Below are 21,220 nucleotides of genomic sequence, written 5' to 3'. Positions count from 1 at the left end.
ACTGTCTGCGGTGCGATTCGCGGACGCGAGTACGATTGAACAGCGACCGCTCTCGACTTCTTCCCGAATCCGAATACAACTGGAATATGGTCTCTCAACACCTTCGCTTGGACTAGTACAAGCACAATTGTTTTATGCGAAAGCGGCGTTGTACTCATCATGCGCCATAGTATCGAGAATCGACCGGCGAGTCGCGGAGCGCCAGGATGAGCAGCGACGGACGCCAGTCGACAACGGCCGCGACCGAGGCAACGCGTCCAGCCGACTACGGGACGCTGTACGTGGTCGGTATCGGGCCGGGGCTGCCCCACGACATGACCCAGCGGGCGAAAGACGTCATCCAGACCGCTGACTGCATCATTGCCTCGAACCTCTACCAGGAGTTCCTGCGGAAGGACGGGACGCTCCCGCCCCAGTCCGCCGAGGTCGATGGGAAATCCGATGACGGCGAGATCGCCGACGAGGAAGGGGCGGTGCTGGAGCGACCCGACGGCAGCCGGCAGACCCTCATCCGGTCGTCGATGGGTAAGCAGGTCGAACTCGCCCGCGAGGCCTTCGAACGGGTCCGGGCCGGTGAGGACATCGCCCACGTCTCCGGCGGCGACCCGAACGTCTACGGGAAGTCCGACCTGCTGTTCACGATGGCCGACGCCGACGATGCCGACGACGTGCCAATCGAGATTGTCCCCGGCGTGACCGCGGCGCTGTCGGGCGCGGCGAACCTCGGCGCGCCGCTGTCGAACGATTTCTGCACCATCTCGCTGTCCGACAAGTGGCGCGGCTGGGCGGAAATCGAGGAGAAGCTCCGGGCGGCCGCGATCAGCGGCTTCGTCGTGGTCCTCTACAACTGTTGGCGCGACTACGAGCGAGCCGTCGATGTGCTGCGGGAGGAACGAGCCGACGACGTGCCCGCCGCCATCGTCAACGACTCCGGCCGCGGCGAAGCCGGCCGGAACCTTGACGACGAGACGGAGACGATTACGACGCTCGGCGAACTGTCCGAACACGACGACAAGGTCGGCGGGATGGGTTCGTCCATCGTCGTCGGCACCCACGAGACCGAAGTGTGGCGCAACGACTACCAGGAGTTCCTCGTCACCCCGCGCGGCGGGCGTGACGTCGACGATTTCTGACAATGAGCACTGACAACACCACCGACGCGAGTACCGAGACAGAATCGAAATGTGGCGCGAGCGCGAGTTCGTCCACAGAAACGACGCCGGACACGGGCGACGACACCGCCTCGAAGTGCGGGGCCTCGTCGTCATCCGACTCCTCGTCTTCCTCCAACAGTAGCTCCTGCGGGGCGTCCTCATCGTCTGATTCTTCGGATGACGAGGAGGAGGTCGGCGCGACCGTTGACGACTTCGACGCCGAGCCGGGTCAGCTCATCGCCGTCGGCCTCGGCCCTGGCCAGCCCGAGGGGATGACGGCCCGCGCGCGCTCCGCGCTGCTGGACGCCGAGCACATCGTCGGCTACACTACCTACGTCGAACTGCTGCCCGACGAGATCACCGACGGAGCCGACGACATCTACAACACGCCGATGTGCGGCGAGGTGTCCCGAACCGAGGAGGCCATCGACCGCGCGCTGGCGGGCAACGACGTGGCCATCATCGGCAGCGGCGACCCGAACGTGTACGCGCTGGCGGGCCTCGCGCTGGAGATTATCGAATCCAAGGGCGCGACGGCAACGATGCTCGATTTCGACGTGGTTCCGGGCGTCCCGGCGGCCCAGTCCTGTGCGGCCCGCGTCGGCGCGCCGCTGGTCAACGACACAGTCTCCATCTCGCTGTCGGACCACCTGACCGACATGCCGACCATCGAGTCGCGGCTCCACGCGGCCGCCAAGGAGGGATTCACGATCACCATCTACAACCCGTGGAGCCGGAAACGGCGGGACAACTACGAGAAGTGCTGTGAAATCCTGCTGGAACACCGCGACCCCGAGACGCCCGTCGGCGTCGTCCATGCCGCCGGCCGCGAGGACGAACAGGTCGAGATCGTCGAACTCGGCGAGTTGCCCGAACTCGGCGAGACGGACCTCGTCGACATGACCACTACCCTGCTCGTGGGCAACGAGGACACCTACGTCTGGGACGACCGGATGGTGACCCCGCGGGGCTACGAGACCAAGTACGACTACTAATGTACCGAATCACCATCGACCGCGACGCCTGCGACGGCGTGTTCGCCTGTCTCGTCCGCGACGGGCGCTTCGCCGAGGACGGCGAGGGACTGGCGACGCTCGACACCGCGGGGCCGACCGAACTGGAGGTCGACGACGCCCACGCCGTCGCGGCGACGTTCGACGACGACCAGCGAGACGACGCCGAGCAGGCCGCCGCGGCCTGTCCGCTGGACGCGATTCACGTCGAAACCGTCGAGGAGGACGCCACCGCAGACGCTTCGCCAGCGGGTGACACCGAGGAGGTCCAGCCATGAGCGTCGAGACCGGCGCGCCGAACGATATGCTCGTGGCCCACCCCGAAACGGCGTACTTCTGGGGCCGGGTCGCCGGCGACGGCGAGTGCGAGGACGGCTGTGTCACCGTCCGGACGAACGACGAGACGGCCGCTCGGCGGCTCGCGTCCATCGCCGGAGCCGAGCGGGCCGACCGCCGTATCGTCGAGCGCGCGTACGCCCACGACACCTCGATTACGCGCACAGAAGAGGAGTTCACGGTGCAGGTCGTCGGCGGCCTCGCCGACCGCGCCAGCGCCGCGCTCGGCCTGCCCTTCGACGGGGACTCGGGCGGCTACCGCTTCGACGCGCTGGCCGACTACGACCGCCAGCTCCTCCGGGGACTGCTCGAAAGCTGTGGCACGGTGTGTTTCAAGTCTGACGACGACGCGGTCGGCATCTCGTTCGTCCATGAAGACGAACGGCTCCTCCGGACGATACAGACGCTGCTCGACCGCTGCCCGGTCGACGCACCGTACGACGACCTCTCGGAAACGTCGTCGGGCTACTGGTTCGGTGTCGACGACGACGCGGCACCTGTCCTCGGCGATTGGCTCTACGAGGGCAGCGAGGAGACGGGGCTGTTCGCGCCGAGCCGCCGGCGCAAGCTCCGGAAAAGTATCGAACGAGTCCGAGAACGATGAGCGAAGCCATCGCCGCGCCAGAGACGCTGGACGACGAGGCGGTCCTGTTGGTCGGCCACGGTTCCCGGCGCGAGAAGTCGAACGAACAGGTCCGCGACCTCGCGGTCGAACTGGAAGGCCGGCTCGGCATCCCGGTCGACGCTGGCTTCCTCGAACTCGCGGAGCCGGCCATCGACGAGGCCATCGCGGGGCTAGCCGGAGCAGTCTCGCAGGTGTCGGTGGTCCACCTCTCGCTGTTCGCCGCCAGCCACGTCAAAAACGACGTGCCCTTGGCCGTCGAGCAGGCTCGCGAGGCCCACCCGGAGTTGACCATCAACAACGGTGCGCATCTGGGCGTCCACCCGGCGCTGCTGGACCTGCTTGACGACCGCGCGGCGGCCGTCGAGGCCGAACTCGGCGTCGACCGGGAGGAGGACGAGGTGGCCGCCGTCGTCTGCGCCCGTGGCTCCAGCGACCCGGACGCCAACGCGGACGTACACAAGCTCGCTCGGCTGCTGTACGAGGGCCGCGAGTTCTCGCGGGTCGAAGCGTCGTTCATCGGCGTCACCGAGCCGTTGCTCGACGACACCCTGCACGACATCGCAAAGAGCCGGCCCGACGCTGTCGTCGTTATCCCGTATATGCTCGGCGACGGCGTGCTGACCGGGCGCATCAAGGACGGCGCGCGGGAGTTCGACGAGGAGTACCCCTACGTTGACGCCGCGCCGGGCGAACCGCTCGGGACCGATACGCGCCTGCTCGATGTGCTGGGCGACCGCTGGCAGGAGGCGAGAACGGGAAGCGTCGAGATGTCCTGTGACACCTGCAAGTACAAGGTCGAGCTCGACGGCTACGAGGAAGACCAGGGCGGCGCTCGGGCGATGCTCCGTGCGCTGACCCATCAGGCCGAACACGCCGACCGCGAGGACGTAGACGACGATCCCCACGTCCACGACGCCCCCGAAAAACACGTCGCGGTCTGTACGAACCAGACCTGCGCGCAGGACGGTGCGCCGGCGGTCCTCGAACGACTCCGCCAGGCCGCCCGCGACAGCGACCAATGTGACGCCCGCATCACACGGTCGTCGTGTCTCGGCCGCTGTGGCGAGGGGCCGATGGTCGCCGTCTACCCGGACGGCGTCTGGTACGGCGGCGTCGAGGACGAGGACGCCGCCGATATCGTCTCCTCCCATCTGGACCGCGACCGCATCGTGAGCGAACTCGTCGACCAGACGCTTTGAGAGTACACCCTTACAACACTACGATACCCATGAGCTGCTACGAAATCGAGGCCCTCCGACTGGGCCTCATGAACGTTCTCGGTACCGAAGACGACCACGCCCGCCAGCACGCCGAACAGGAGCTGGAGGGCCACATGACCGGCCCCATCGAGGCCCTCGCTGGCGCGGAGACGCTGGCCGCGATAGAGCGGCATCTCGATGCCGCGCTTGTGGACCTCGAAGAAGACATCGCCGCGACCCCCGAAGACGACCCCGAGTACGACTACCTCCGGGGCCGACTCGTGGCGGTCCGCGACGCCGAGCGGGCGGTGTCGCGCATCACCATGCAGGGCGAGGACGTCCTCGACGGGCTGGGTGAGGCCCACGACGTCCTCCACGAGGCGTTCCCGGTCGATGAGTAGCCAGGGCACTCCGACCGCCGACCTCGGAGACGTAGCACCGGCCCGCTCGCGCCATCAGGGCCGCCGTTCGGCGGTCACGCTGACCGACGGGCTCGCGGTCGTCGGGACCGCCGACGGGGACCTGCAGGCGTTCGACGTGTCGACAGGTTCCGGCCCTCCACGTCGGCGCTGGCAGTACGAAACAGACGGGGAGCCCAGCGTCGTCGCGGCGGTACCGTTCGACGGCGGTGTCGTCGTCGGTGAACGCAGCGCCCGTGGCGAAATTCGGTGTCATGACACCGACGGGACGCTGCGCTGGCGGTACGAAACCAGGACGGACCTCGGCGCGGCTCAGCAGGAGACGCGCTTCCTGCTCCCCTTTGTCGCGTCCCTCGCCACTGACGGTGACCGGCTGTACGCCGCCGCAAGACGGTACGAGCGACGGACTGACGATGACGGGAACGACCTCCGCCACTTCGAGAGCGTCGTCCACGCCTTTTCGCCCGACGGCACCGTCGACTGGACGTACCGGACCGACGGTTCGCCGATATCCCTCGACGCCGACGATGGCCGCGTCGCAGTCGCGTACAACCGCTGTCCCGGCGACCACCAGCACGGCCTCGTCGTCCTCGATGCCGCCGACGGTGACCCGCGCTGGATGTGGGACCCCGGCACCGACGGCCAGCGGCGTGTCGGTGACGTTGCCCTGCTGGACGACGGCGCTGTCGTCTCCAGCCACGGCGACTACTGTGGCTACCGGCTCGACAGCGGCGGCCGGGAGCGCTGGCGTGTCCCGCTGGCGACGCCGACCGACGTGGACGGCGACATCGTCTACGCGTACCCGAACCACGTTCACGCGACAGAGGTGGGCGCGGTGTTTGTGACCGGCAACACCTACCCCGAGGAGGGCCGCGAGACAGAGGCACGGCATCCGACCGAGCACACTGTCGTTGGCGTCTCGCCCGATGGCGACCGTCGCTGGGACGCGCCCGTCGGCGGCTTCGCTAGCGGGCTCGGCACCGACGGTTCGTTACTCGCGGTCCCCGGCGCGCAGAACTTCCGGGACCGCGACGCCGACGACCACGCACTGCGGCTGTTCGATGTCGCAGACGGCCCCATCGACATATTGGACACCGACGGCGTCGTGACGGCGGCCGCAGTCTCCGATGGGACCGCTGTCGCCGTCGAGGAGCCGGTCGTCTACCACGACGAGGGCCGCGAGCGCGGGGCGTACCGGTTGCACCGAGTCGAGATGGGAACCGACACCGGCCGACCGCGTCGTTGACGCGCCGAGGTAGCGATTTGGGCCGGTAACGGTCCGGGCGAACGATTTCTGATTCAGATGTCCTGTTCCCGGTTTGGCTCCGGTTACTGTGTTATGGGGTGTCAAACTAACCGTTCGCTAGTCGTAGCGCCTCGGTATGGGAGCCGAGTATGGCCAATGACACAGACGCGGATCACGAGGAGGGACCGTCGGACGCGGACTCCGAGGCCGACGACGACAGCACTGCTGTCGATGACCACCCAACCGAGCGCGAGCGGGAGTTCGCGCAGATGCAGCGCCGGCTCAACGAGCGGGAGATGGGCCTCGACCAGCGGAGCGCGGAACTCGACCGGCGCGAGGAGAAAGTCGACGCCCGCGAGGAGGAACTCGACCAGCGAGCGACGGAACTGGACGAGCGGGAGTATCGGCTCGACGAACGCGAGGCTGCTCTCGACGACCGGGAGACTGCGCTCGACGAGCGCGAGGCCGAACTGACCGAGTACAACGCGCAGTTATCCGAGCGCGCCGCGGAACTCGACGAGCACGAGGAGACACTGAACACCTACCTCTCGGGGCAGATGGCGGAAGTCAAGGAGGCCGTCGGGGAGACCATGTACGACGCCCTAGACCAGTACGAGGCGGACCGGTCGGGCGGTCGGTTCGGCCCGACCGGCACGATGCTCGTCGGGCTGACCGGTGTCGCGCTCGTCGTTGCCGGGATCGGGTTCGGCGCGCTAGTCTCGGCCGGTACGGCGTCGTTCGGCGTCGGCGGGACGACGACGAACCTCGCTATCGCCGCCGTCGTCGCTATCGTCGGCCTGGCGCTGAATCTCGGAACGGTTGCCGGAAAAATCTGAGCCGCGTCGTCGTTAGTCCGCGGTCGCGGGATAGTCCAGGTCGTCCGCGACTGGGGTATCACTGTCCCCGAGCCAGGCGTGAACCCCTGCGATTGTGGCCCACAGCAGCAACTGGCCGAACACGACCGTCCAGCGGTAGGCTGCGACGAGCGCGGCGGGCACGTCGCCGTGGACCGGGTTCGCGGGTGCGAGCGCGACTGGAACCGCGAGCAGCGCGAGCGGCAGCGCCGTCGCCCCGAGTCGAACTGCCGCGTGGCGTCCCTCGGCCCGTCGATACGTGAGTCCGGCGAGCACCGCGACCAGCGCGCCAAGCGTCATCAGGCCGGCGTACCAGGCGAGGCGCGTCTCCGTTCCGAGCGCCTGCTCGACGCCCGGCGGCTGCGGCGGCAGGACGAGCCACGGCGCGCCGGAGACGGTGAGGAAGCCGGCTCCGGCGAGCGCCAGTCGCTTCGTCGCGCCCGAGCCGGGAATCGCGGGTTCGAGGAAGAAATACGCCATCCCGAACACTGCGACGCCGAAGAGGATACCCCAGAGGACGCCGCCGCCGATGCTCGCGACGGCCGTCGTGAGTCCGGAGACGACGGGGCCGCCGCCGTGGCCGTGCCCGTGTTCGAACGTCTCCAGACCGGCGGTGAACGCGTTGCCGACAGTCGCGACGAACAGGCCGTAGACCAGCCCGCCTGCCACGCCGGCCACTGCGCCGCGTTCGAGGTAGTCAGTCGCCATCAGTGGCAGGTGATCCCGGCGCTGTGTCGGAAGTTGTGCAGCGAGTCGTGCAGCATCGGGTCCTGCACGAACAGCAGCGTGAAGCCGAGCGCCGCCACCAGCGCGACGGCGATGGCTATCTGCGGGCCGGTCAGCGACGCTCTGGCGCGTTCGATACGGTCGTACACGCTGTCCGTAGCGCGTGTGGTGTCAGTGTCGTCCTGCATTGAAATCTCATTTGTCTTAAGAACAAGTAAGATTGTAAAACTTCCGCCTGAGACAGCTCCGACGGGGGTTATCGTTCGCTGGCGACGGCGTCGACGCGCTCGGCGGTCAGCGCGTCCAGCGGGACGACTGCTGCGTCTGTTTCGTCTGCAACGAGGTCGAGCAGACCGGCGCGACTCCCCTCGCCCGCATCCACGACGACGGTCCGGTCAGCCGCTTCGCCGAGCGTCCGCGCTGCGCTTCTGGTCGCCGCGACCGGGCTCCCGTCGGCGGCGTTCGCGCGGCCGTCGGTCACGACGACGACGACGCCGGCGTCCGGGTCCGCCCGGTCGAGCACTTCCCGAGCGGCCGTCAGACCGTCCGGTAGCGGCGTCCGGTCGCCGGTCGGGAGGTCCTTCAGGTGCCGGGCGGCCAGCGAAACACTGTCGGTCGGCGGGAGCACCACGTCCGCGCCCTCGCCGGCGAAGGTGACGAACGCGACCTGGTCGCGGGCCTGGTAGGCGTCCTTCAGGAGCTCCAGCACGGTACCTTTCGCGGCTTTCATCGCCGGACGCATCGACGCGCTCGCGTCGACGGCGAACACGACCAGCGTTTCCGCGTCGCCTGCGCGAACGGACTTGCGGAGGTCCCGCGATTCGACGCGGCCGCTCCCGCGGCTGGCCGCCGCCCGGACCGAGGCCGCGGCGTCGACCTCGTCGTCGCGGCCGGCGCGCTCGGTGCGGACCGTCGCACCGCGCCTGGTGTCTGTGGCACTCGCCCGCCCGCTTGTGCTCCCGCCGTCCGTGTCGACCGTCGGGGCGTCCACGTCGGGCGCGCCGCTGTCACCGACTTCCGCGCGGGACTGGCCCGGCAGCAGCGGGGTGGCGTTTTCGGGGTCCTCTGACTGCCCGGGTTCACCCTCGTCGCCATCGTCTTCAGTCGCTCCTCCGCCGTCGTCGGCCTCTGTCTCCTGCCGTTCGCCGTCGCTGTCGGCGGAGGCAGGCGTCGGCTGCTCGCCGTGCTCACCCGACTCGTCGTCGCCGTCCTCGCCGGATTCTCCGCTGTCGTCTGGGCGCTGCTCCTGCTGTTCTCTTTCGCCGTCCTCACCGCCGTCAGAATCGGCTCCGTCGTCCGCCGACTCGCCACCTGCCTCGTCCCCGTCGTCGCCGTCTGCGCCGCTTTTCTCACTACCGCTCTCACCATCTTCGGCGGACTCCTCCTCAGACTCGCCGTCTTCGTCATCGAAGTGGTCGTCGAGCACGTCGTCCACATCCGGTGCGTCCTCGAAGGGCCGGGAGGTGAGCCGGTGGGGTAGCGCGAACTCGGCGGCCCGCTCGATGTCCGATTCGAGGACTGTCGTCCGCCCGTCGAGCGCGGCGAAGGTCCGGGCCGTCCGCGCCGTGGCGATGTCCCCTCGGTGGCCGTCGAGGCCGGCGTCCCGACAGAGCTCGGCGATCTGCTCGCGGAATTCGCGGGCGAGGTCGACCTCTGGAAGCAGTTCGCGGGCCGTTCGGAGGCGCTCGCCCGGGTCGCGCTCGTCGGACTCGGGGTCGGTCCGTGTCTCTCCGTCCCCATCCCCGAGCGCCTGATCGATGATAGCGACGCGGTCGTCAAGGTCCTCGCAGGCCGACACCTCGGTCTGGAGGGCGAATCGGTCCCGTAGTTGAGGACGCAGATCGCCCTCCTCGGGATTCATCGTCCCGACAAGCGTGAACTCGGCGGGGTGGGTGACGGTGACGCCGTCGCGCTCGACCCGGTTCTGACCGCTCGCGGCGGCGTCGAGCAGCACGTCGACGAGATGGTCGTCCAGCAGGTTCACCTCGTCGACGTAGAGGATGCCGCGGTTCGCGCGGGCGAGCAGGCCGGGGTCGAACTCGTGGTCGCCGTCGAGCGCGTCGGCTACCGACAGCGTCCCGACGACGCGGTCCCGCGTGGCTCCGAGGGGGAGCGTGACGAGCGGTACCGACCGGGTTTCGACCGGTGGGTCCGAGCGCGTCCGGCAGTCCTCACACTGAGCCTCCGGTCTGTCTGGCGGACAGCCGTAGGGGCAGTCAGCGACCGCGCGCTGCTCGGGCAGCAGGTCGGCGAGCGCGCGCACCGCCGTCGACTTCGCCGTGCCCTTCTCACCACGAACAAGGAGGCCGTCCAGGTCGTCGTCCGTCGCGACGGCAAGCAGTCCGTCCTTGAGGTCTCGCTGGCCCACCACGGCCGCGAACGAGGCCCCCTGCGAAGCTTTTTTGCCGTCGCCGAATACAACCATACTTGTATTAGTGCAAACGGAGATTTAATAACGTTATGCCACAGCTAGGACTCTACACCGCGACAGAGAACGAACTCGGGGCCGTCCAGCGGGCCGCGGGCGAGGTGGACGCCGACCTCGTCGTCCGCTCGGAGAGCGACCTCGACGACGAGCCAGCGGTCGAGGCGTTCGTCGACGAACTGACAGACGCCGACGCCGTAATCCTGTGGCTCCACGGAGCCGAGGACAGTATGCCCGGCTACGACCTCGCCGTCGAGCGCCTGCGCGAGGCCGGCATCCCGCTCGTGGTGAAAGCGACGGGCGACGCCTTCGCCTTCGAGGACACGTCGGTTCCCGACGAGCACCGCGACACCGTCTACGACTACCTTGAGAAGGGCGGGGCGAGCAACGTCGCCAACTGCCTGCGCTACCTCGTGGCGCAGTTCGGCGACGCCGACCCCTCGTACGACGATCCGGTGACCCTGCCCACGGAGGGTGTCTACCACCCCGACCACCCGGGCGCGAGCATCGACGACCTGCGGGCGACGTTCGACCCGGCGAAACCGACCGTCGCCGTGTGGTTCTACGAGTCCCACTGGACCCACGAGAACACCCGCTACGTCGACGCACAGGTCCGGGCCATCGAGGCCCAGGGCGCGAACGCGCTCCCCATCTTCTGCGAGCCGGCGACCGACGCCGAGGGCCAGTGGAACGCCGAGCAGGTCACCGAGGAGTGGCTCCTCGATGCTGACGGCAACCCGCTCGTGGACGCCGTCTGCTCGTCGTTCATGTTCTCGCTGTCGATGGACGAACGCGGCCGCAGCGCAGACGACGAGGGACAGAGCGCACAGGACGTGTTCCTCGACAAACTCGGCGTCCCGGTCATCCAGACCGTGACGACGATGCGCTCGCGCTCGCGCTACGACAGCAGCGATACCGGCGTGATGGGCTTCGAACTCGCCCTTTCCGTGGCGCTACCGGAGTTCGACGGCAACGTCATCACCCACCCTATCTCGGGCAAGGAGCGGACCGACGACGACGCTGGCATCGGGAGCGCGCCGAAACAGCACTTCCCAATCGACGACCGTATCGACCACGTCGCACGGCTGGCCGTCAACTGGGCCGAACTGCGCCACACCCCGAACGACGAGAAGCAGGTCGCCGTCGTCCTGCACAACTACCCGCCCAGCGACGACGGCATCGGGACGGCGTTCGGGCTGGACTCGCCCGAGAGCACGGTGAATCTCTTGGAGGAACTGGACGCTCGTGGGTACGATTTAGGGGATACGATGCCCGACAGCGGCCAGTCGCTGGTCGAACGCCTCACCGCACAGCTTACCCTCGACGACCGCTGGGTCGCGCCCGAGGACGTGCGCGAGATGAGCGTCGACACCGTCTCGCCGACCCAGTACGGCGAGTGGTTCGAGACGCTCGACGAAGACTTCCGCGAGAACGTCATCGAGGAGTGGGGCGACCCGCCCGAGCGCCCGTTCGCGATTCCCGGCGTGGAGTTCGGCAACGTGCTCGTGACGGTCCAGCCCCCGCGCGGGTTCGGCATGGACCCCTCGAAGGTGTATCACGACTCCGACCTCCAGCCGCCCCACGACTACGTCGCGTTCTACCGCTGGCTCCGCAACAGCTACGAGACGGACGCCGTCGTCCACCTCGGTACTCACGGCAGTCTGGAGTGGCTCCCCGGCAAAACGGTCGGGCTGGACGGCGAGAGCGCGCCGGACCAGCTCATCGACGACATCCCGAACGTCTACCCCTACATCGTCAACAACCCCGGCGAGGGAACACAGGCGAAGCGCCGGTCCTACGCCGCTATCGTCGACTACCTGACGCCGGTAATGGCCAACGCCGGGACCTACGACGACCTGGCCGACCTGGAGGAGCTGGCCGACCGCTACCGCGAGGCCGGCATGGAGGACGCCCGGACCGACGACGGCGAGCACCTGGCAGAACAGATCCGCCAGACTGTGGACGAACTCGACCTCGCCGTCGAACTCGGGATTGCCGGTGAAATCGACGAGAAAGCCGACGTGCGCGGTCCGGACGAAGCCGGGACGTCGCTGGCCGAAGGTGATGTGGACGGTGATGAGTTAGATATTGACGCCCTCGTCGAGCGCGTCCACGAGTACCTCACGGACGTGAAGACGACCCAGATACGGAAGGGCCTGCACACGATGGGTGAGCCGCCCGGAGACGACCGACTCGTCGACTATCTGGTCGCCCTGACTCGGCTTGAAAATCCCGGCGCGCCGTCGTTGCGAGAGAGCGTCGCGGGCGTGCTCGGCGTCGACTACGACAAACTACGGAACGCCCCTGGAGAGTACGACGAGGCGCTGGGGATGACCTACGCCGAGGCCGCTGACCACGTCCACGAGACCAGCAAGGACCTCGTCCGGACGCTGGCCGAGCACGACTTCGACGTGCCAGAGAGCGAACTCGAAGACAGCAGTTCGGAGGTGAACATGAACCTCCTCGTGGTCGACATCGAACCGCTCGGGGACGCTCGCGTGCGGTCTGGCGCACACGACGACCTGCGCGAGGCGCTGGCGTACATCTGCGAGGAAGCGGCCCCGCGGGTGGCCGGTGCGGCCGACGAGATCCCGCGGACCGCCGACGCGCTGGCCGGCGAGTACGTGCCGCCGGGCGGCTCCGGCGCGCCGACCCGCGGCGGTGTCGACCTGCTCCCCACGGCCCGGAACTTCTACACGCTTGACCCGCGGAAGGTCCCGGCCAAGACGGCCTGGGACGTGGGCAGCGAGGTCGCCGACGGCGTGCTGGACCGCCACGAAACCGACGAGGGCGAGTACCCCGAGGAAATCGGCGTCGTCGTCTGGGGCACGCCGACGGTACGAACCCGCGGCGAGACCATCGCGCAGGTGCTCGCGCTGATGGGCGTCGAACCGGTCTGGTCCGACGCCGGCCGCGTCGAGGACGTCGAGCCGATCCCGCTCGAGGAACTCGGCCGGCCGCGCATCGACGTGACGACACGCGTCTCGGGCCTGTTCCGTGACGCCTTCCCGGCGGCCGCGGGGGTCGTCCACGACGCGGTCGACGCCGTCGTCGACCTCGACGAACCCCACGAGATGAACTACGTGAAGAAACACGTCGAGGAAGAGACTGACGACCTCGTCGCGGACGGCATGGACGAGAGTGACGCCGAGAGCGCGGCGAAACACCGCGTGTTCACGACCCGTCCGGGCGGTTACGGGGCCGGGACGAACAAGGCCGTCGACGAGGGCAACTGGGACGACCGCTCGGACCTCGCCGACGTGTACGTCCAGTGGGGCGGCTACGCGATGGGCTCGCGGGGCCGCGTCAGCGACGCCCACGACGCCTTCGAGCGCCGCCTCTCGTCGGTCGACGCGACGGTCAAAATCGAGGACACCGCCGAACAGGACGAGTTCGACTCCTCGGACTGGTACGCCTTCCACGGCGGCTTCATCTCCGCAGTCACGGAAATCGCCGGCGAGGAGCCCAATTCCTACGTGGGCGATTCCTCGGACCCGGACAACGTCGACGTCTACACCAACGAGGAGAAGGTCCGGAAGGCGATGCGGGCCCGCGTCCTCAACCCCTCGTGGCTCGACTCGATGGAGGAACACGGCTACAAAGGAGCCGGGGACCTCTCGACGACGGTCGATGTGGTGCTCGGCTGGGACGCGACGACTGATGTCGTCAGCGACACGCTGTGGGAGGACGTCGCCGAGCGCTACGCCTTCGATGCGGACCGCCAGGACTGGCTCCGGGACGTGAACCCCTGGGCGCTGGACTCGATTACCGACACGCTGCTGGAAGCCATCGACCGCGGGCTCTGGGACGCCGACGACGAGACCCGCGACCGTCTGCGGGATCTGAATCTGGAGGTGGATGGCGACCTGGAGAGCCGAGCGACGGGCGGTCCGGAGCGAGGCTCTCCGGACGAGCGAGCGGGGAGCAGTGCGACCCGCGAGCAGGACGAGGAGGTGACCTCAGATGACGACTAACACAGACGACGCGACAGACGACGAGACGAACAGCGACGACGACTTCGAGGAGTACGCCGACCTCGGCGCGACCACCTCGAACGCGATGGACATCGCGGAGACGTCGATGGACCGCGTGCGCGAACTCGTGCCGGACGAGACGCTGGCCGACCGCATCCGCCAGAAGTCCGTCCACGCCACCGGCGACCCCGAGTTCCAGTATCTGATGCGGTTCACTGGTGCGGACGACGACGAACCGGTCAGCGCGGGAGCGCGGGCCGTCCTCGACGAACAGCCCATCGTCACCGACATCACGATGGTCAAGGCCGGTATCACCGGCCGCGGGCACGACTGCCCGGTCAAGAAGGCCATCGGCAACGGCGCGGAGCTGGCCGCCGAAACCGGGATGACCCGGACGGCCGCGTCGGTGCTCGAACTCGACAAGCAGGGCGTCTACGACGGGGCGATTGCCGTCGTCGGGAACGCGCCGACCGCCGCGCTCGCGCTGGCGGACTGCATCGAGGACGGCACGCGCCCGGCGGTCGTCGTCGCCACACCCGTCGGCTTCGTCAAGGCCGCCGAAAGCCGGGAACGGCTCCGGGAGGTCGCCGCCGAGCACGGCGTTCCGACCATTACGAACGTCGGCCGCCGCGGCGGGAGCGGGCTGGCCGCCGGCCTGACGAACGAACTGGTGCATGTGGCATCGGACGTGCGCGAAGGGACGGTCTCACTCGATGACTGACGACGACTACGACCTCGATAGCGGACCGGACCCGGCGGCCATCGCGGCGAGCGCGCCCGAGGACCCCGACGCCGACCGGCCGGTCCACGCCGTCGGCATCGGCCCGGGGAACCTCGATTTCCTGACGCCGCGCGGTGAGCAGGCGATTCGCGAGGCCGACGTGGTCGTCGGCTTCGAGACGGTGGTCGACTTCGTCGCCGACCGGACCGACGCGGACCTGCTGACCTGCGGCTACCGGGACGAACTCGACACGCTGGAGACCTTCGCCGAACGCGTGGCCGACGGCGAGCGCGGGACTGCGGTGGCGATGGGTGACCCGAACCACTCGGGCTACCAGTTCGTCGGGAAGGTCCAGCGGGCCGTCGACCGGCCGGTTCGTATCGTGCCGGGCATCTCCTCGCTCCAGATCGCTGCCAGTCGCGCCCGGACGCCGATGGAGGACACGACGTTTGTCACGCTGCACAAGAGCGGCGACCTCTCCGCCGACCTCGACCGGCTTCGGAGCGACGTGGGCGACCGACACCTGCTCGTGTTGCCGCGCCCGTTCGACCTGATGCCCGAAGACATCGCGGCCGAACTGCTGGACGCTGGCGGCGACCCCGAGCTGCCGGCGCTGGTCTACGAGCGACTGACCCACGACGACGAGGACCGGACCGCGACGACGCTCGGCGACCTTGCCAAAGATGCTGGCGGTGACGGCAGGGACGACACGCGGTTCTCGGACCTGTCGGTGTTCGTCGTGCGGCGAGACTGAGCCGTTTTACTGCGGTCAGCTAACTGCGGCGGGCTCTTGCTGCCGCCGCCTGTATTCGTTTATCAGACGGAACGCCAGCACGTACCCGATAGCAGCGAACACGACGGCCAGGATGATGTTCCCTGTCCACAGTCGGACCAGCACGTCGCCGCCCATCGACATCGACACACCGTCGAATGACAGCCCGGGTATCGGCCCCAGAATCCGGTTGCCGAGCCAGAAGCTCGACGCGTACACGCCCCACTTGACTGGCGGATTGAGTATCAGCACCGAGGCAAACAGCGCGACCTTGCTGAGCTGTCTGAACAGGTACGCGAGGACGAGAAAGGCGATGAACCCAGTGCCAAGCGTCGGTAGCGCGGTGAGAAACACGCCGACGCTGAAGCTCATCGCGACCTCCTGCGGAGAGTGGTCTTCTATCAGCGCGGCCACTAGCTTCTCTTTGACCTGGTCTCGCGTCTGCGCTACTCGTCGGCGAACCATCTACGTGCCAGAATGTACCGTGGGTACAAATCGCTTCCTCTCGTCGACGGGAGCTCGGCACTGCCGCCGCGACAGCCCTAATCGCCCTCGCCGTCGGTCGCCATCGGCCGGTTTGTCGCGGCCAGCGTCGCCTCGAACGTCCGTGGTGTGCGCGTGTCGGCCATCGTCCGTGCCGTCTCGACGGCGGTTGCGACGGCTTCGGTGACGAGCGGGTGGTCGTCCAGCGTGTCAGTGTAGGCGAGCCCGCCCCGGTTGAGGTCGAGTTTAGCGGGGATCTGCGCCTCGGTCGCGTCGCTCGGCGCGAGAAAGAGCGGCACGGCGACGGCGTGGTCGTGGGTGAGGTTGTACCTGACACATTCGACGGCGGGGTTTTGCAGCAGATAGCACGGTTCGACCTCGCCGAAGGCCGAGCGCTCGCGCAGGCGCTCGGCGTGGTACTCCGTCACCTGCCGCTGATACGGCTTGCCACTGGAGCCGAAGGCGACGAGTGCGACGGAGGAGTCGGCAGCTTCCGGTACCGCAGTAGCGGCGCGGTCCCGGAGCGCTTCGGTCAGCAGCGGGCTTCGCCCAACCGGTTCACAGTAATGCGTCTCGGCGTCAACCTCGTCGAGTGCCGCCGGAACGTCCGTGACTGTCGTGTGGTCGTGAGCGACGGTCATCGGAAGCGCGAACACGCGGTCCGCATCGATGGCTACCAGTTCGTCGCGTAACTCCCGACGGGGTTCGTGGTCGTAGGTCAGGACCGTCACGTCGGTGGCTACCCCGCGCTCGCGCAGACGGCGAGCGTGTGTCTCGTAGGGCGTAGCGCGTGACGTGTCCCGACCGATGAGCAGGAGTGTGTCGTGTGGCATTGGTAGCTCCCAACGCTAAAACAACCTAACTTGTTTTAGCGAAAGTTGGCTTGCCTGAACGTTGGCAGGAACCCACTAATACCTTTGGGTCCCCCTTCGCTCGGCTACCGGCGACCGTCCGTTCAGGACACCGGGCACCGTGTCTTATACACGCTCGACCGCAATCTCGGGCCATGGACGTGACCGAGAGCGACCTGCCTGGTGTTGGGAAGAAACACGAGGTGGACATCGGCGGTGGCCAGCAACTGGTCGTCGTGACCCACAACACGGGCACCCGTGAACTGTTCCTGAGAGAGAACGAGAACGCTGACTCGGAGAAACTGTTCGAACTCTCCGACCGGATGGCGCGGATGGTCGGCACGATACTCGAAGGCGCGTACTTCTAGCCGGTCGAATCCGACCACGTCGAGACGATGCTGTCGGAGGGGACACTGCTTGAGTGGTACGCAGTCGAAGAAGACTCGCCGCTAGTCGGGGAGACTCCGGAGAGCGTCGACATCGGCCAGCGGACCGGTGTCACTGTTGTCGCGATACAGCGCGACGACGACGTCATTGCCGGCTCCACGTCCACCGCCGAGATCGAGGCCGGCGACACTATCGTCGTCATCGGCGAACGCGACAACTGTGAGCGATTCGAGAAGCTCCTGTCCGGAGAGCTGTAGACAGATGCCGACAACCGGCTCGTTGGGGGTCCATCGCCATGGCTGACCTGCTCGGTATCGGTGTGTTGTTCGCCGCCGTCGCGGCCGCCACGCTCGTCGCCGTGCGGCTGAACAAGTCGGTGATCCCGTTGTACATTATCATCGGGATGGTGCTGTCGCCGTCGGTTGCGGGGCAGTTCTCCGTCGCCGGCTACGGCCTCCCAGTCGTCGAGTCCTCCGAGTTTATCGAACTCGGCGCGGAGCTGGGTATCGTCTTCCTGCTGTTTTTCCTCGGGCTTGAGTTCAATCTCGACCGGCTGCTGGATCGGTGGGAGCGCATCACCAAAGCGGGGACCATCGACCTCGGCATCAACTTCGGTGTCGGTCTCCTGCTCGGGTTCGCGCTGTTCCGGGACCCGCTCGCGGCCTTCCTGATCGCCGGCATCGTCTACATCTCCTCGTCGGCCATCATCACGAAGTCGCTCATCGACCTCGGCTGGATCGCCAACGACGAGGCGGACCCGTTGCTCGGGACGCTCGTGTTCGAGGACCTGGTCATCGCGGTGTATCTCACGATAGCCGCCGCGCTCGTCGCTGGCGGGTCCGACGTAGGGGCCGCCGCGACCTCCGTCGGCATCGCGCTTTCGTTCATCGTCGCGCTCCTGCTCCTGGCCCGCTACGGGACGCCGTGGTTCGAGCGGACCTTAGAGACGAACTCGAACGAGTTCACAGTGATACGAGCCGTCGGCATCACGGTCCTCATTTCCGGCATCGCCCTCGCTATCGGCGTCAGCGAAGCCGTCGCCGCGTTCTTCGTCGGGATGGCCTTCGCCTCGACCACTCACACGCACAAACTAGAGAACCTGCTGGAGCCCGTCCGCGACACGTTTGCAGCGGTGTTTTTCTTCTGGATCGGCGTCGAGACCGACCCCCGACTGTTCGCCGGCGTCGCGGGGCTGGTCGTCGCCGCTGTCGTCGTCACGACGCCGACGAAAATCCTGTCGGGCTATCTGGGCGGCCGCGCGTACGACCTCGATCCCCGTCGGTCGATGCGCGTCGGCCTCGGCATGGTCACTCGCGGCGAGTTCTCTCTGATCATCGCCGCCGTCGCACTGACCGGCGCAGGCACGTCGCTGTCGTCCGAGCTAGCCAACGCCGTCTACTCCTTTACCGTCGCCTACGTGCTCGTGATGAGTATTCTCGGGACGATGCTGATGCAGTACTCTGCTCCCTTCGAGGACTTTGCAACGGCCCGCTTCGGGGCGGAGTAACGACAAAAATGTGGGGGCGGTCCTACAGTTCGCTGTCGGGAACGACCACGACTTTCCCGAAGCCTTCGCGGTCCTCGATTATCTCGTGTGCCCGGGCGATCTCGCTCATCGGCAGGGTCTCGCGGACTCGCGGCTCCAGCTCCCCTTCCCAGACCAGGTCAAGCACTTCGTCGGCCTGCCCCGGGGTGGCCATCGTCGAGCCGATGACCTGCAACTGGTTCCAGAAGATGCGGTTGATGTCCGTCTCCGGGTTGCCGCCGGTAGTCGCGCCGCAGGTGACGACCCGGCCGCCTTTGACGAGGCTTTTGAGCGAGTCCTGCCATGTCTGTGCGCCGATGTGGTCGACGACCATGTCGACGCCGCGGCCGTCGGTCAGGTCCCGAATCTCGCTCGCGAAGTCCGCCTCCTCGTAGTTGATGGTGTGGTCCGCGCCCAGTTCTTCGGCGTAGTCGAGCTTTTCCTGGCTGCTGGCAGTGGCGAACACCTCGGCGCCGGCGTGGTCGGCTATCTGGACGGCCGCGTGGCCCACGCCGCCGGAGGCACCGAGAACGAGAACGGACTCGCCGGCCTTCAGGTCACCGCGGTCACGGAGCATCCGCCAGGCGGTCTGGAACACCAGCGGCGATGCGGTGGCCGTCTCCCAGTCGACGCCCTCCGGGACTGGCGTGAGATTCTCCGCTGGCACGGCGGCGTACTCGCTGTGGACACCCCGGACGTGCTCGCCGATGATGTGGAAATCAGGCGCGAGCGTCGGGTCGCCCTTCCGCGTGAACTCGTCGCCACCACCGCTCTTGCCGGCGAGGACGGCGACGCGGTCGCCCGGTTCGAACCGCGTGACGCCGTCGCCGACCTCGTCGACGACGCCTGCGGCGTCACTGCCCGGGATGTGTGGCATCTCCAGGTCGATGCCGGGGAGCCCGCGCCGGGTCCAGATGTCGAGGTGGTTCAGCGCGGCCGCCTTCACGTCGATGACGACCTCGTCGCGGCCCGGTTCGGGGTCGGGAAACTCGCCATACTCGAGCACATCACGATCGCCGTGACTGTCGAACTGAACGGCTTGCATCGTCATCACTTCCCGTGGCTCGCTTATAAACGCCAGCCTCCCGGAGGCTATTCTGGTTGTCGTCGCCAGTGTTCGGCCTACCAGCGCCGCTCAATCTGTGTCTATTGCTTATTCTATTCTGCCTATGCACTATATGGTTACAGAATACACCTCTTCTCCCTATCTAGCTGACTTCTATTATTATCTATCGTATATGCAGCCATATCAGCCTGAGATACTGTGGATATCTGGAGATAAAAATACAAAAGACGCTAATTCAGATATCTGAGCGTCCTTCTCGGCCTTGCAACACTGTCCGGGATTGGTGTGTGCTACTATTCACCACTGCTGGCTCGATGAGGAGCATACTTACCGCTCGAACCCGTTCTCTACGCCACCAATGACACACACATCAAACACACCCACTGGTCGCTCTCGGGCCGTTCCGACACGCGACTGCGTGGGTCCTCGCTGCGTGACAGTGGTGACTGACCGATGAATCTCTCACTCGTTATCGTCGCGACGATGACTGGCGTCGCAACCGGCGTCGTGTTCGGACTGCTTGACGTTCCGATTCCGGCCCCACCGAACCTCGCTGGTGTCATGGGTATCCTCGGAATCCTCGTCGGCTATCGCCTCATCGAGTACTTCGACGTCGGCGTCAGCCTGCTGTCGTTGCTGAAGGTCTGACGACGATAGAGCGCTTTTCTGACCTGAGCGTCCCATCTTCTCGCTACCAGAACGACAGTGACGGCAGTGATGACACTGCCGCCGTCAGTGGTCCGCGTGTTCTGTCCCGTTGTGCTGGTGACTGCTTTCGTTCCCGCTGTGGTCGGTTCCAGCGTGGTCGTGATCGCGAGTGAGGCGGCCGTGGTACGTGTCGAGCGTCCGTTCGAGGAGTGCGGTCCGCGTCTCGTGGCCCTCGACGACCGGTTCGACCCACCGCGATTCGGTTCGCCAGTAGCCCATCACGTCGCCGGACGGTTCGATCACCTCCGCGTCGAGGCCCTCGACCCCCCAGTCGTCCGTGTACGCCTGAATGAACGAGACGACGACCGTCTCGATGCCGGCCGCGAGTTCGTGGCCGCGCGTGCTCTTCGTGACGTACGTCAGCCTGACGCGGCTGTCTTCGACGGCGAGCGAGTCGATGTCGACGAACCACTTCCGCAGGTTGGACTCGAACGCGGCTAGCTCGGTGTCGGCAGCACCGCCGGCTTCGTCGTCGCCACCTGCGTGTTCGCTGTCGTGGCTGTGTCCCTCGCCGTGGTCGTGACCGCCGTCTGTGTGCGTGTGGCCGTGCGCCTCGTCGTGATGTGCCCCATCGTCTCCCTTCGCGGGCGTTGCCGTCGAGCCGCTGGCTCCGATGTCGTCCGACTGGCTGTTCTGCGTGCCGCCGAGGCTGCTACAGCCTGCGCTGGTCGCCGCAGCCAGCGCGAGGGTTCCGAGGAACCCACGCCGACTCCGTCGCTGGCTGGCGTCTGTCATG

20 protein-coding genes and 1 pseudogene are annotated in these 21,220 nt (G+C 67.2%); 14 read left to right on the top strand and 7 right to left on the bottom strand.

All coding sequences use genetic code 11. The annotated features are described in order from the left end of the window. Window positions 1–206 precede the first annotated feature (206 nt). From VI234_RS14230 to VI234_RS14195, 8 genes are all read left to right on the top strand, one after another. On the top strand, window positions 207–1,133 hold the full coding sequence (locus tag VI234_RS14230) for a precorrin-3B C(17)-methyltransferase (RefSeq protein WP_336330386.1): 927 nt from the start codon (window positions 207–209) through the stop codon (window positions 1,131–1,133). A 2-nt stretch (window positions 1,134–1,135) separates the two neighbouring features. After that, window positions 1,136–2,149, top strand: coding sequence for a precorrin-3B C(17)-methyltransferase (cobJ, locus tag VI234_RS14225; protein ID WP_336330385.1), 1,014 nt, complete (start codon window positions 1,136–1,138; stop codon window positions 2,147–2,149). Then, on the top strand, window positions 2,149–2,445 hold the full coding sequence (locus VI234_RS14220; protein ID WP_336330384.1) for a ferredoxin: 297 nt from the start codon (window positions 2,149–2,151) through the stop codon (window positions 2,443–2,445). The genes cobJ and VI234_RS14220 overlap by 1 nt, the downstream gene beginning before the upstream one ends. Continuing rightward, complete coding sequence (locus VI234_RS14215) at window positions 2,442–3,107, top strand: cobalamin biosynthesis protein (protein WP_336330383.1); 666 nt, start codon at window positions 2,442–2,444, stop codon at window positions 3,105–3,107. Before VI234_RS14220 ends, VI234_RS14215 begins: the two co-directional genes overlap by 4 nt. Continuing rightward, window positions 3,104–4,327 carry a CbiX/SirB N-terminal domain-containing protein gene (locus VI234_RS14210; protein ID WP_336330382.1) on the top strand — a complete coding sequence of 408 codons (1,224 nt, stop codon included), beginning with the start codon at window positions 3,104–3,106 and terminating at the stop codon, window positions 4,325–4,327. Before VI234_RS14215 ends, VI234_RS14210 begins: the two co-directional genes overlap by 4 nt. A gap of 29 nt (window positions 4,328–4,356) precedes the next feature. Next, on the top strand, window positions 4,357–4,728 hold the full coding sequence (locus VI234_RS14205; protein WP_008311349.1) for a DUF3209 family protein: 372 nt from the start codon (window positions 4,357–4,359) through the stop codon (window positions 4,726–4,728). Then, window positions 4,721–5,992 carry an outer membrane protein assembly factor BamB family protein gene (locus VI234_RS14200; protein ID WP_008311347.1) on the top strand — a complete coding sequence of 424 codons (1,272 nt, stop codon included), beginning with the start codon at window positions 4,721–4,723 and terminating at the stop codon, window positions 5,990–5,992. The genes VI234_RS14205 and VI234_RS14200 overlap by 8 nt, the downstream gene beginning before the upstream one ends. Window positions 5,993–6,141: 149 nt before the next feature. Further along, the gene (locus VI234_RS14195; RefSeq protein WP_336330381.1) at window positions 6,142–6,828 is read left to right on the top strand and encodes an Rnase Y domain-containing protein; all 687 of its coding nucleotides are present in this window, start codon (window positions 6,142–6,144) and stop codon (window positions 6,826–6,828) included. 12 nt (window positions 6,829–6,840) lie between these two features. On the opposite strand, the gene VI234_RS14190 is transcribed toward VI234_RS14195, so the two are convergent. The 3 genes from VI234_RS14190 to VI234_RS14180 form a co-directional block, all read right to left on the bottom strand. Then, the gene (locus tag VI234_RS14190; protein ID WP_008311343.1) at window positions 6,841–7,554 is read right to left on the bottom strand and encodes a CbtA family protein; all 714 of its coding nucleotides are present in this window, start codon (window positions 7,552–7,554) and stop codon (window positions 6,841–6,843) included. Continuing rightward, a complete protein-coding gene (locus tag VI234_RS14185; RefSeq protein ID WP_008311341.1) occupies window positions 7,554–7,760 on the bottom strand; it encodes a CbtB domain-containing protein in 207 nt (68 codons plus the stop codon). Before VI234_RS14185 ends, VI234_RS14190 begins: the two co-directional genes overlap by 1 nt. Window positions 7,761–7,828: 68 nt before the next feature. Continuing rightward, window positions 7,829–9,997 carry a VWA domain-containing protein gene (locus tag VI234_RS14180; RefSeq protein WP_336330380.1) on the bottom strand — a complete coding sequence of 723 codons (2,169 nt, stop codon included), beginning with the start codon at window positions 9,995–9,997 and terminating at the stop codon, window positions 7,829–7,831. 35 nt (window positions 9,998–10,032) lie between these two features. Here VI234_RS14180 and cobN point away from each other — a divergent pair, with 35 nt between their 5' ends. From cobN to VI234_RS14165, 3 genes are read left to right on the top strand one after another with little or no spacing between them, the layout of a single operon-like run. Next, window positions 10,033–13,971, top strand: a complete 3,939-nt coding sequence (gene cobN, locus VI234_RS14175; protein WP_336330379.1) for a cobaltochelatase subunit CobN — start codon at window positions 10,033–10,035, stop codon at window positions 13,969–13,971. Beyond that, the gene (locus tag VI234_RS14170) at window positions 13,961–14,692 is read left to right on the top strand and encodes a precorrin-8X methylmutase (RefSeq protein ID WP_336330378.1); all 732 of its coding nucleotides are present in this window, start codon (window positions 13,961–13,963) and stop codon (window positions 14,690–14,692) included. The genes cobN and VI234_RS14170 overlap by 11 nt, the downstream gene beginning before the upstream one ends. Next, window positions 14,685–15,446 carry a cobalt-precorrin-7 (C(5))-methyltransferase gene (locus VI234_RS14165; protein WP_336330377.1) on the top strand — a complete coding sequence of 254 codons (762 nt, stop codon included), beginning with the start codon at window positions 14,685–14,687 and terminating at the stop codon, window positions 15,444–15,446. Before VI234_RS14170 ends, VI234_RS14165 begins: the two co-directional genes overlap by 8 nt. Window positions 15,447–15,461: 15 nt before the next feature. Here the strand turns inward: VI234_RS14165 and VI234_RS14160 are convergent, their stop codons facing one another. Beyond that, window positions 15,462–15,929, bottom strand: coding sequence for a DUF2062 domain-containing protein (locus VI234_RS14160; protein WP_008311333.1), 468 nt, complete (start codon window positions 15,927–15,929; stop codon window positions 15,462–15,464). A gap of 77 nt (window positions 15,930–16,006) precedes the next feature. Beyond that, the gene (locus tag VI234_RS14155) at window positions 16,007–16,780 is read right to left on the bottom strand and encodes a CbiX/SirB N-terminal domain-containing protein (protein WP_008311332.1); all 774 of its coding nucleotides are present in this window, start codon (window positions 16,778–16,780) and stop codon (window positions 16,007–16,009) included. A 173-nt stretch (window positions 16,781–16,953) separates the two neighbouring features. Here VI234_RS14155 and VI234_RS21315 point away from each other — a divergent pair. Together VI234_RS21315 and VI234_RS14140 are read left to right on the top strand one after the other, a co-directional pair. Then, window positions 16,954–17,442: pseudogene (locus VI234_RS21315) on the top strand (cation:proton antiporter regulatory subunit). A 38-nt stretch (window positions 17,443–17,480) separates the two neighbouring features. Further along, the gene (locus VI234_RS14140) at window positions 17,481–18,692 is read left to right on the top strand and encodes a cation:proton antiporter (RefSeq protein ID WP_336330374.1); all 1,212 of its coding nucleotides are present in this window, start codon (window positions 17,481–17,483) and stop codon (window positions 18,690–18,692) included. A 22-nt stretch (window positions 18,693–18,714) separates the two neighbouring features. Here the strand turns inward: VI234_RS14140 and VI234_RS14135 are convergent, their stop codons facing one another. Beyond that, window positions 18,715–19,755, bottom strand: coding sequence for a zinc-binding dehydrogenase (locus VI234_RS14135; RefSeq protein ID WP_336330373.1), 1,041 nt, complete (start codon window positions 19,753–19,755; stop codon window positions 18,715–18,717). Window positions 19,756–20,229: 474 nt separating this feature from the next. On the opposite strand from VI234_RS14135, the gene VI234_RS14130 reads away from it, so the two are divergent. Continuing rightward, window positions 20,230–20,424, top strand: coding sequence for a XapX domain-containing protein (locus VI234_RS14130; RefSeq protein WP_004518274.1), 195 nt, complete (start codon window positions 20,230–20,232; stop codon window positions 20,422–20,424). A gap of 84 nt (window positions 20,425–20,508) precedes the next feature. Here VI234_RS14130 and VI234_RS14125 read toward each other — a convergent pair whose 3' ends face one another. Continuing rightward, window positions 20,509–21,219, bottom strand: coding sequence for a hypothetical protein (locus tag VI234_RS14125; protein ID WP_336330372.1), 711 nt, complete (start codon window positions 21,217–21,219; stop codon window positions 20,509–20,511). Window position 21,220 lies beyond the last annotated feature (1 nt).

This window comes from Haloarcula sp. CGMCC 1.2071, assembly GCF_037078445.1.
In the GTDB taxonomy this organism is placed as follows: domain Archaea; phylum Halobacteriota; class Halobacteria; order Halobacteriales; family Haloarculaceae; genus Haloarcula; species Haloarcula amylolytica.
This window is presented reverse-complemented; position numbering and strand designations above follow the sequence as displayed.

Excerpts from the sequence above, each read along its gene's own strand:
- VI234_RS14170 (WP_336330378.1), top strand. The coding sequence starts at position 13,961 with ATGACGACTAACACAGACGACGCGACAGACGACGAGACGAACAGCGAC.
- VI234_RS14135 (WP_336330373.1), bottom strand. The coding sequence starts at position 19,755 with ATGCAAGCCGTTCAGTTCGACAGTCACGGCGATCGTGATGTGCTCGAG.
- VI234_RS14165 (WP_336330377.1), top strand. The coding sequence starts at position 14,685 with ATGACTGACGACGACTACGACCTCGATAGCGGACCGGACCCGGCGGCC.
- VI234_RS14190 (WP_008311343.1), bottom strand. The coding sequence starts at position 7,554 with ATGGCGACTGACTACCTCGAACGCGGCGCAGTGGCCGGCGTGGCAGGC.
- VI234_RS14205 (WP_008311349.1), top strand. The coding sequence starts at position 4,357 with ATGAGCTGCTACGAAATCGAGGCCCTCCGACTGGGCCTCATGAACGTT.
- VI234_RS14155 (WP_008311332.1), bottom strand. The coding sequence starts at position 16,780 with ATGCCACACGACACACTCCTGCTCATCGGTCGGGACACGTCACGCGCT.
- cobJ (WP_336330385.1), top strand. The coding sequence starts at position 1,136 with ATGAGCACTGACAACACCACCGACGCGAGTACCGAGACAGAATCGAAA.
- VI234_RS14230 (WP_336330386.1), top strand. The coding sequence starts at position 207 with ATGAGCAGCGACGGACGCCAGTCGACAACGGCCGCGACCGAGGCAACG.
- VI234_RS14180 (WP_336330380.1), bottom strand. The coding sequence starts at position 9,997 with ATGGTTGTATTCGGCGACGGCAAAAAAGCTTCGCAGGGGGCCTCGTTC.
- VI234_RS14195 (WP_336330381.1), top strand. The coding sequence starts at position 6,142 with ATGGCCAATGACACAGACGCGGATCACGAGGAGGGACCGTCGGACGCG.
- VI234_RS14220 (WP_336330384.1), top strand. The coding sequence starts at position 2,149 with ATGTACCGAATCACCATCGACCGCGACGCCTGCGACGGCGTGTTCGCC.
- VI234_RS14200 (WP_008311347.1), top strand. The coding sequence starts at position 4,721 with ATGAGTAGCCAGGGCACTCCGACCGCCGACCTCGGAGACGTAGCACCG.
- VI234_RS14140 (WP_336330374.1), top strand. The coding sequence starts at position 17,481 with ATGGCTGACCTGCTCGGTATCGGTGTGTTGTTCGCCGCCGTCGCGGCC.
- VI234_RS14130 (WP_004518274.1), top strand. The coding sequence starts at position 20,230 with ATGAATCTCTCACTCGTTATCGTCGCGACGATGACTGGCGTCGCAACC.
- cobN (WP_336330379.1), top strand. The coding sequence starts at position 10,033 with ATGCCACAGCTAGGACTCTACACCGCGACAGAGAACGAACTCGGGGCC.
- VI234_RS14215 (WP_336330383.1), top strand. The coding sequence starts at position 2,442 with ATGAGCGTCGAGACCGGCGCGCCGAACGATATGCTCGTGGCCCACCCC.
- VI234_RS14185 (WP_008311341.1), bottom strand. The coding sequence starts at position 7,760 with ATGCAGGACGACACTGACACCACACGCGCTACGGACAGCGTGTACGAC.
- VI234_RS14210 (WP_336330382.1), top strand. The coding sequence starts at position 3,104 with ATGAGCGAAGCCATCGCCGCGCCAGAGACGCTGGACGACGAGGCGGTC.
- VI234_RS14160 (WP_008311333.1), bottom strand. The coding sequence starts at position 15,929 with ATGGTTCGCCGACGAGTAGCGCAGACGCGAGACCAGGTCAAAGAGAAG.
- VI234_RS14125 (WP_336330372.1), bottom strand. The coding sequence starts at position 21,219 with ATGACAGACGCCAGCCAGCGACGGAGTCGGCGTGGGTTCCTCGGAACC.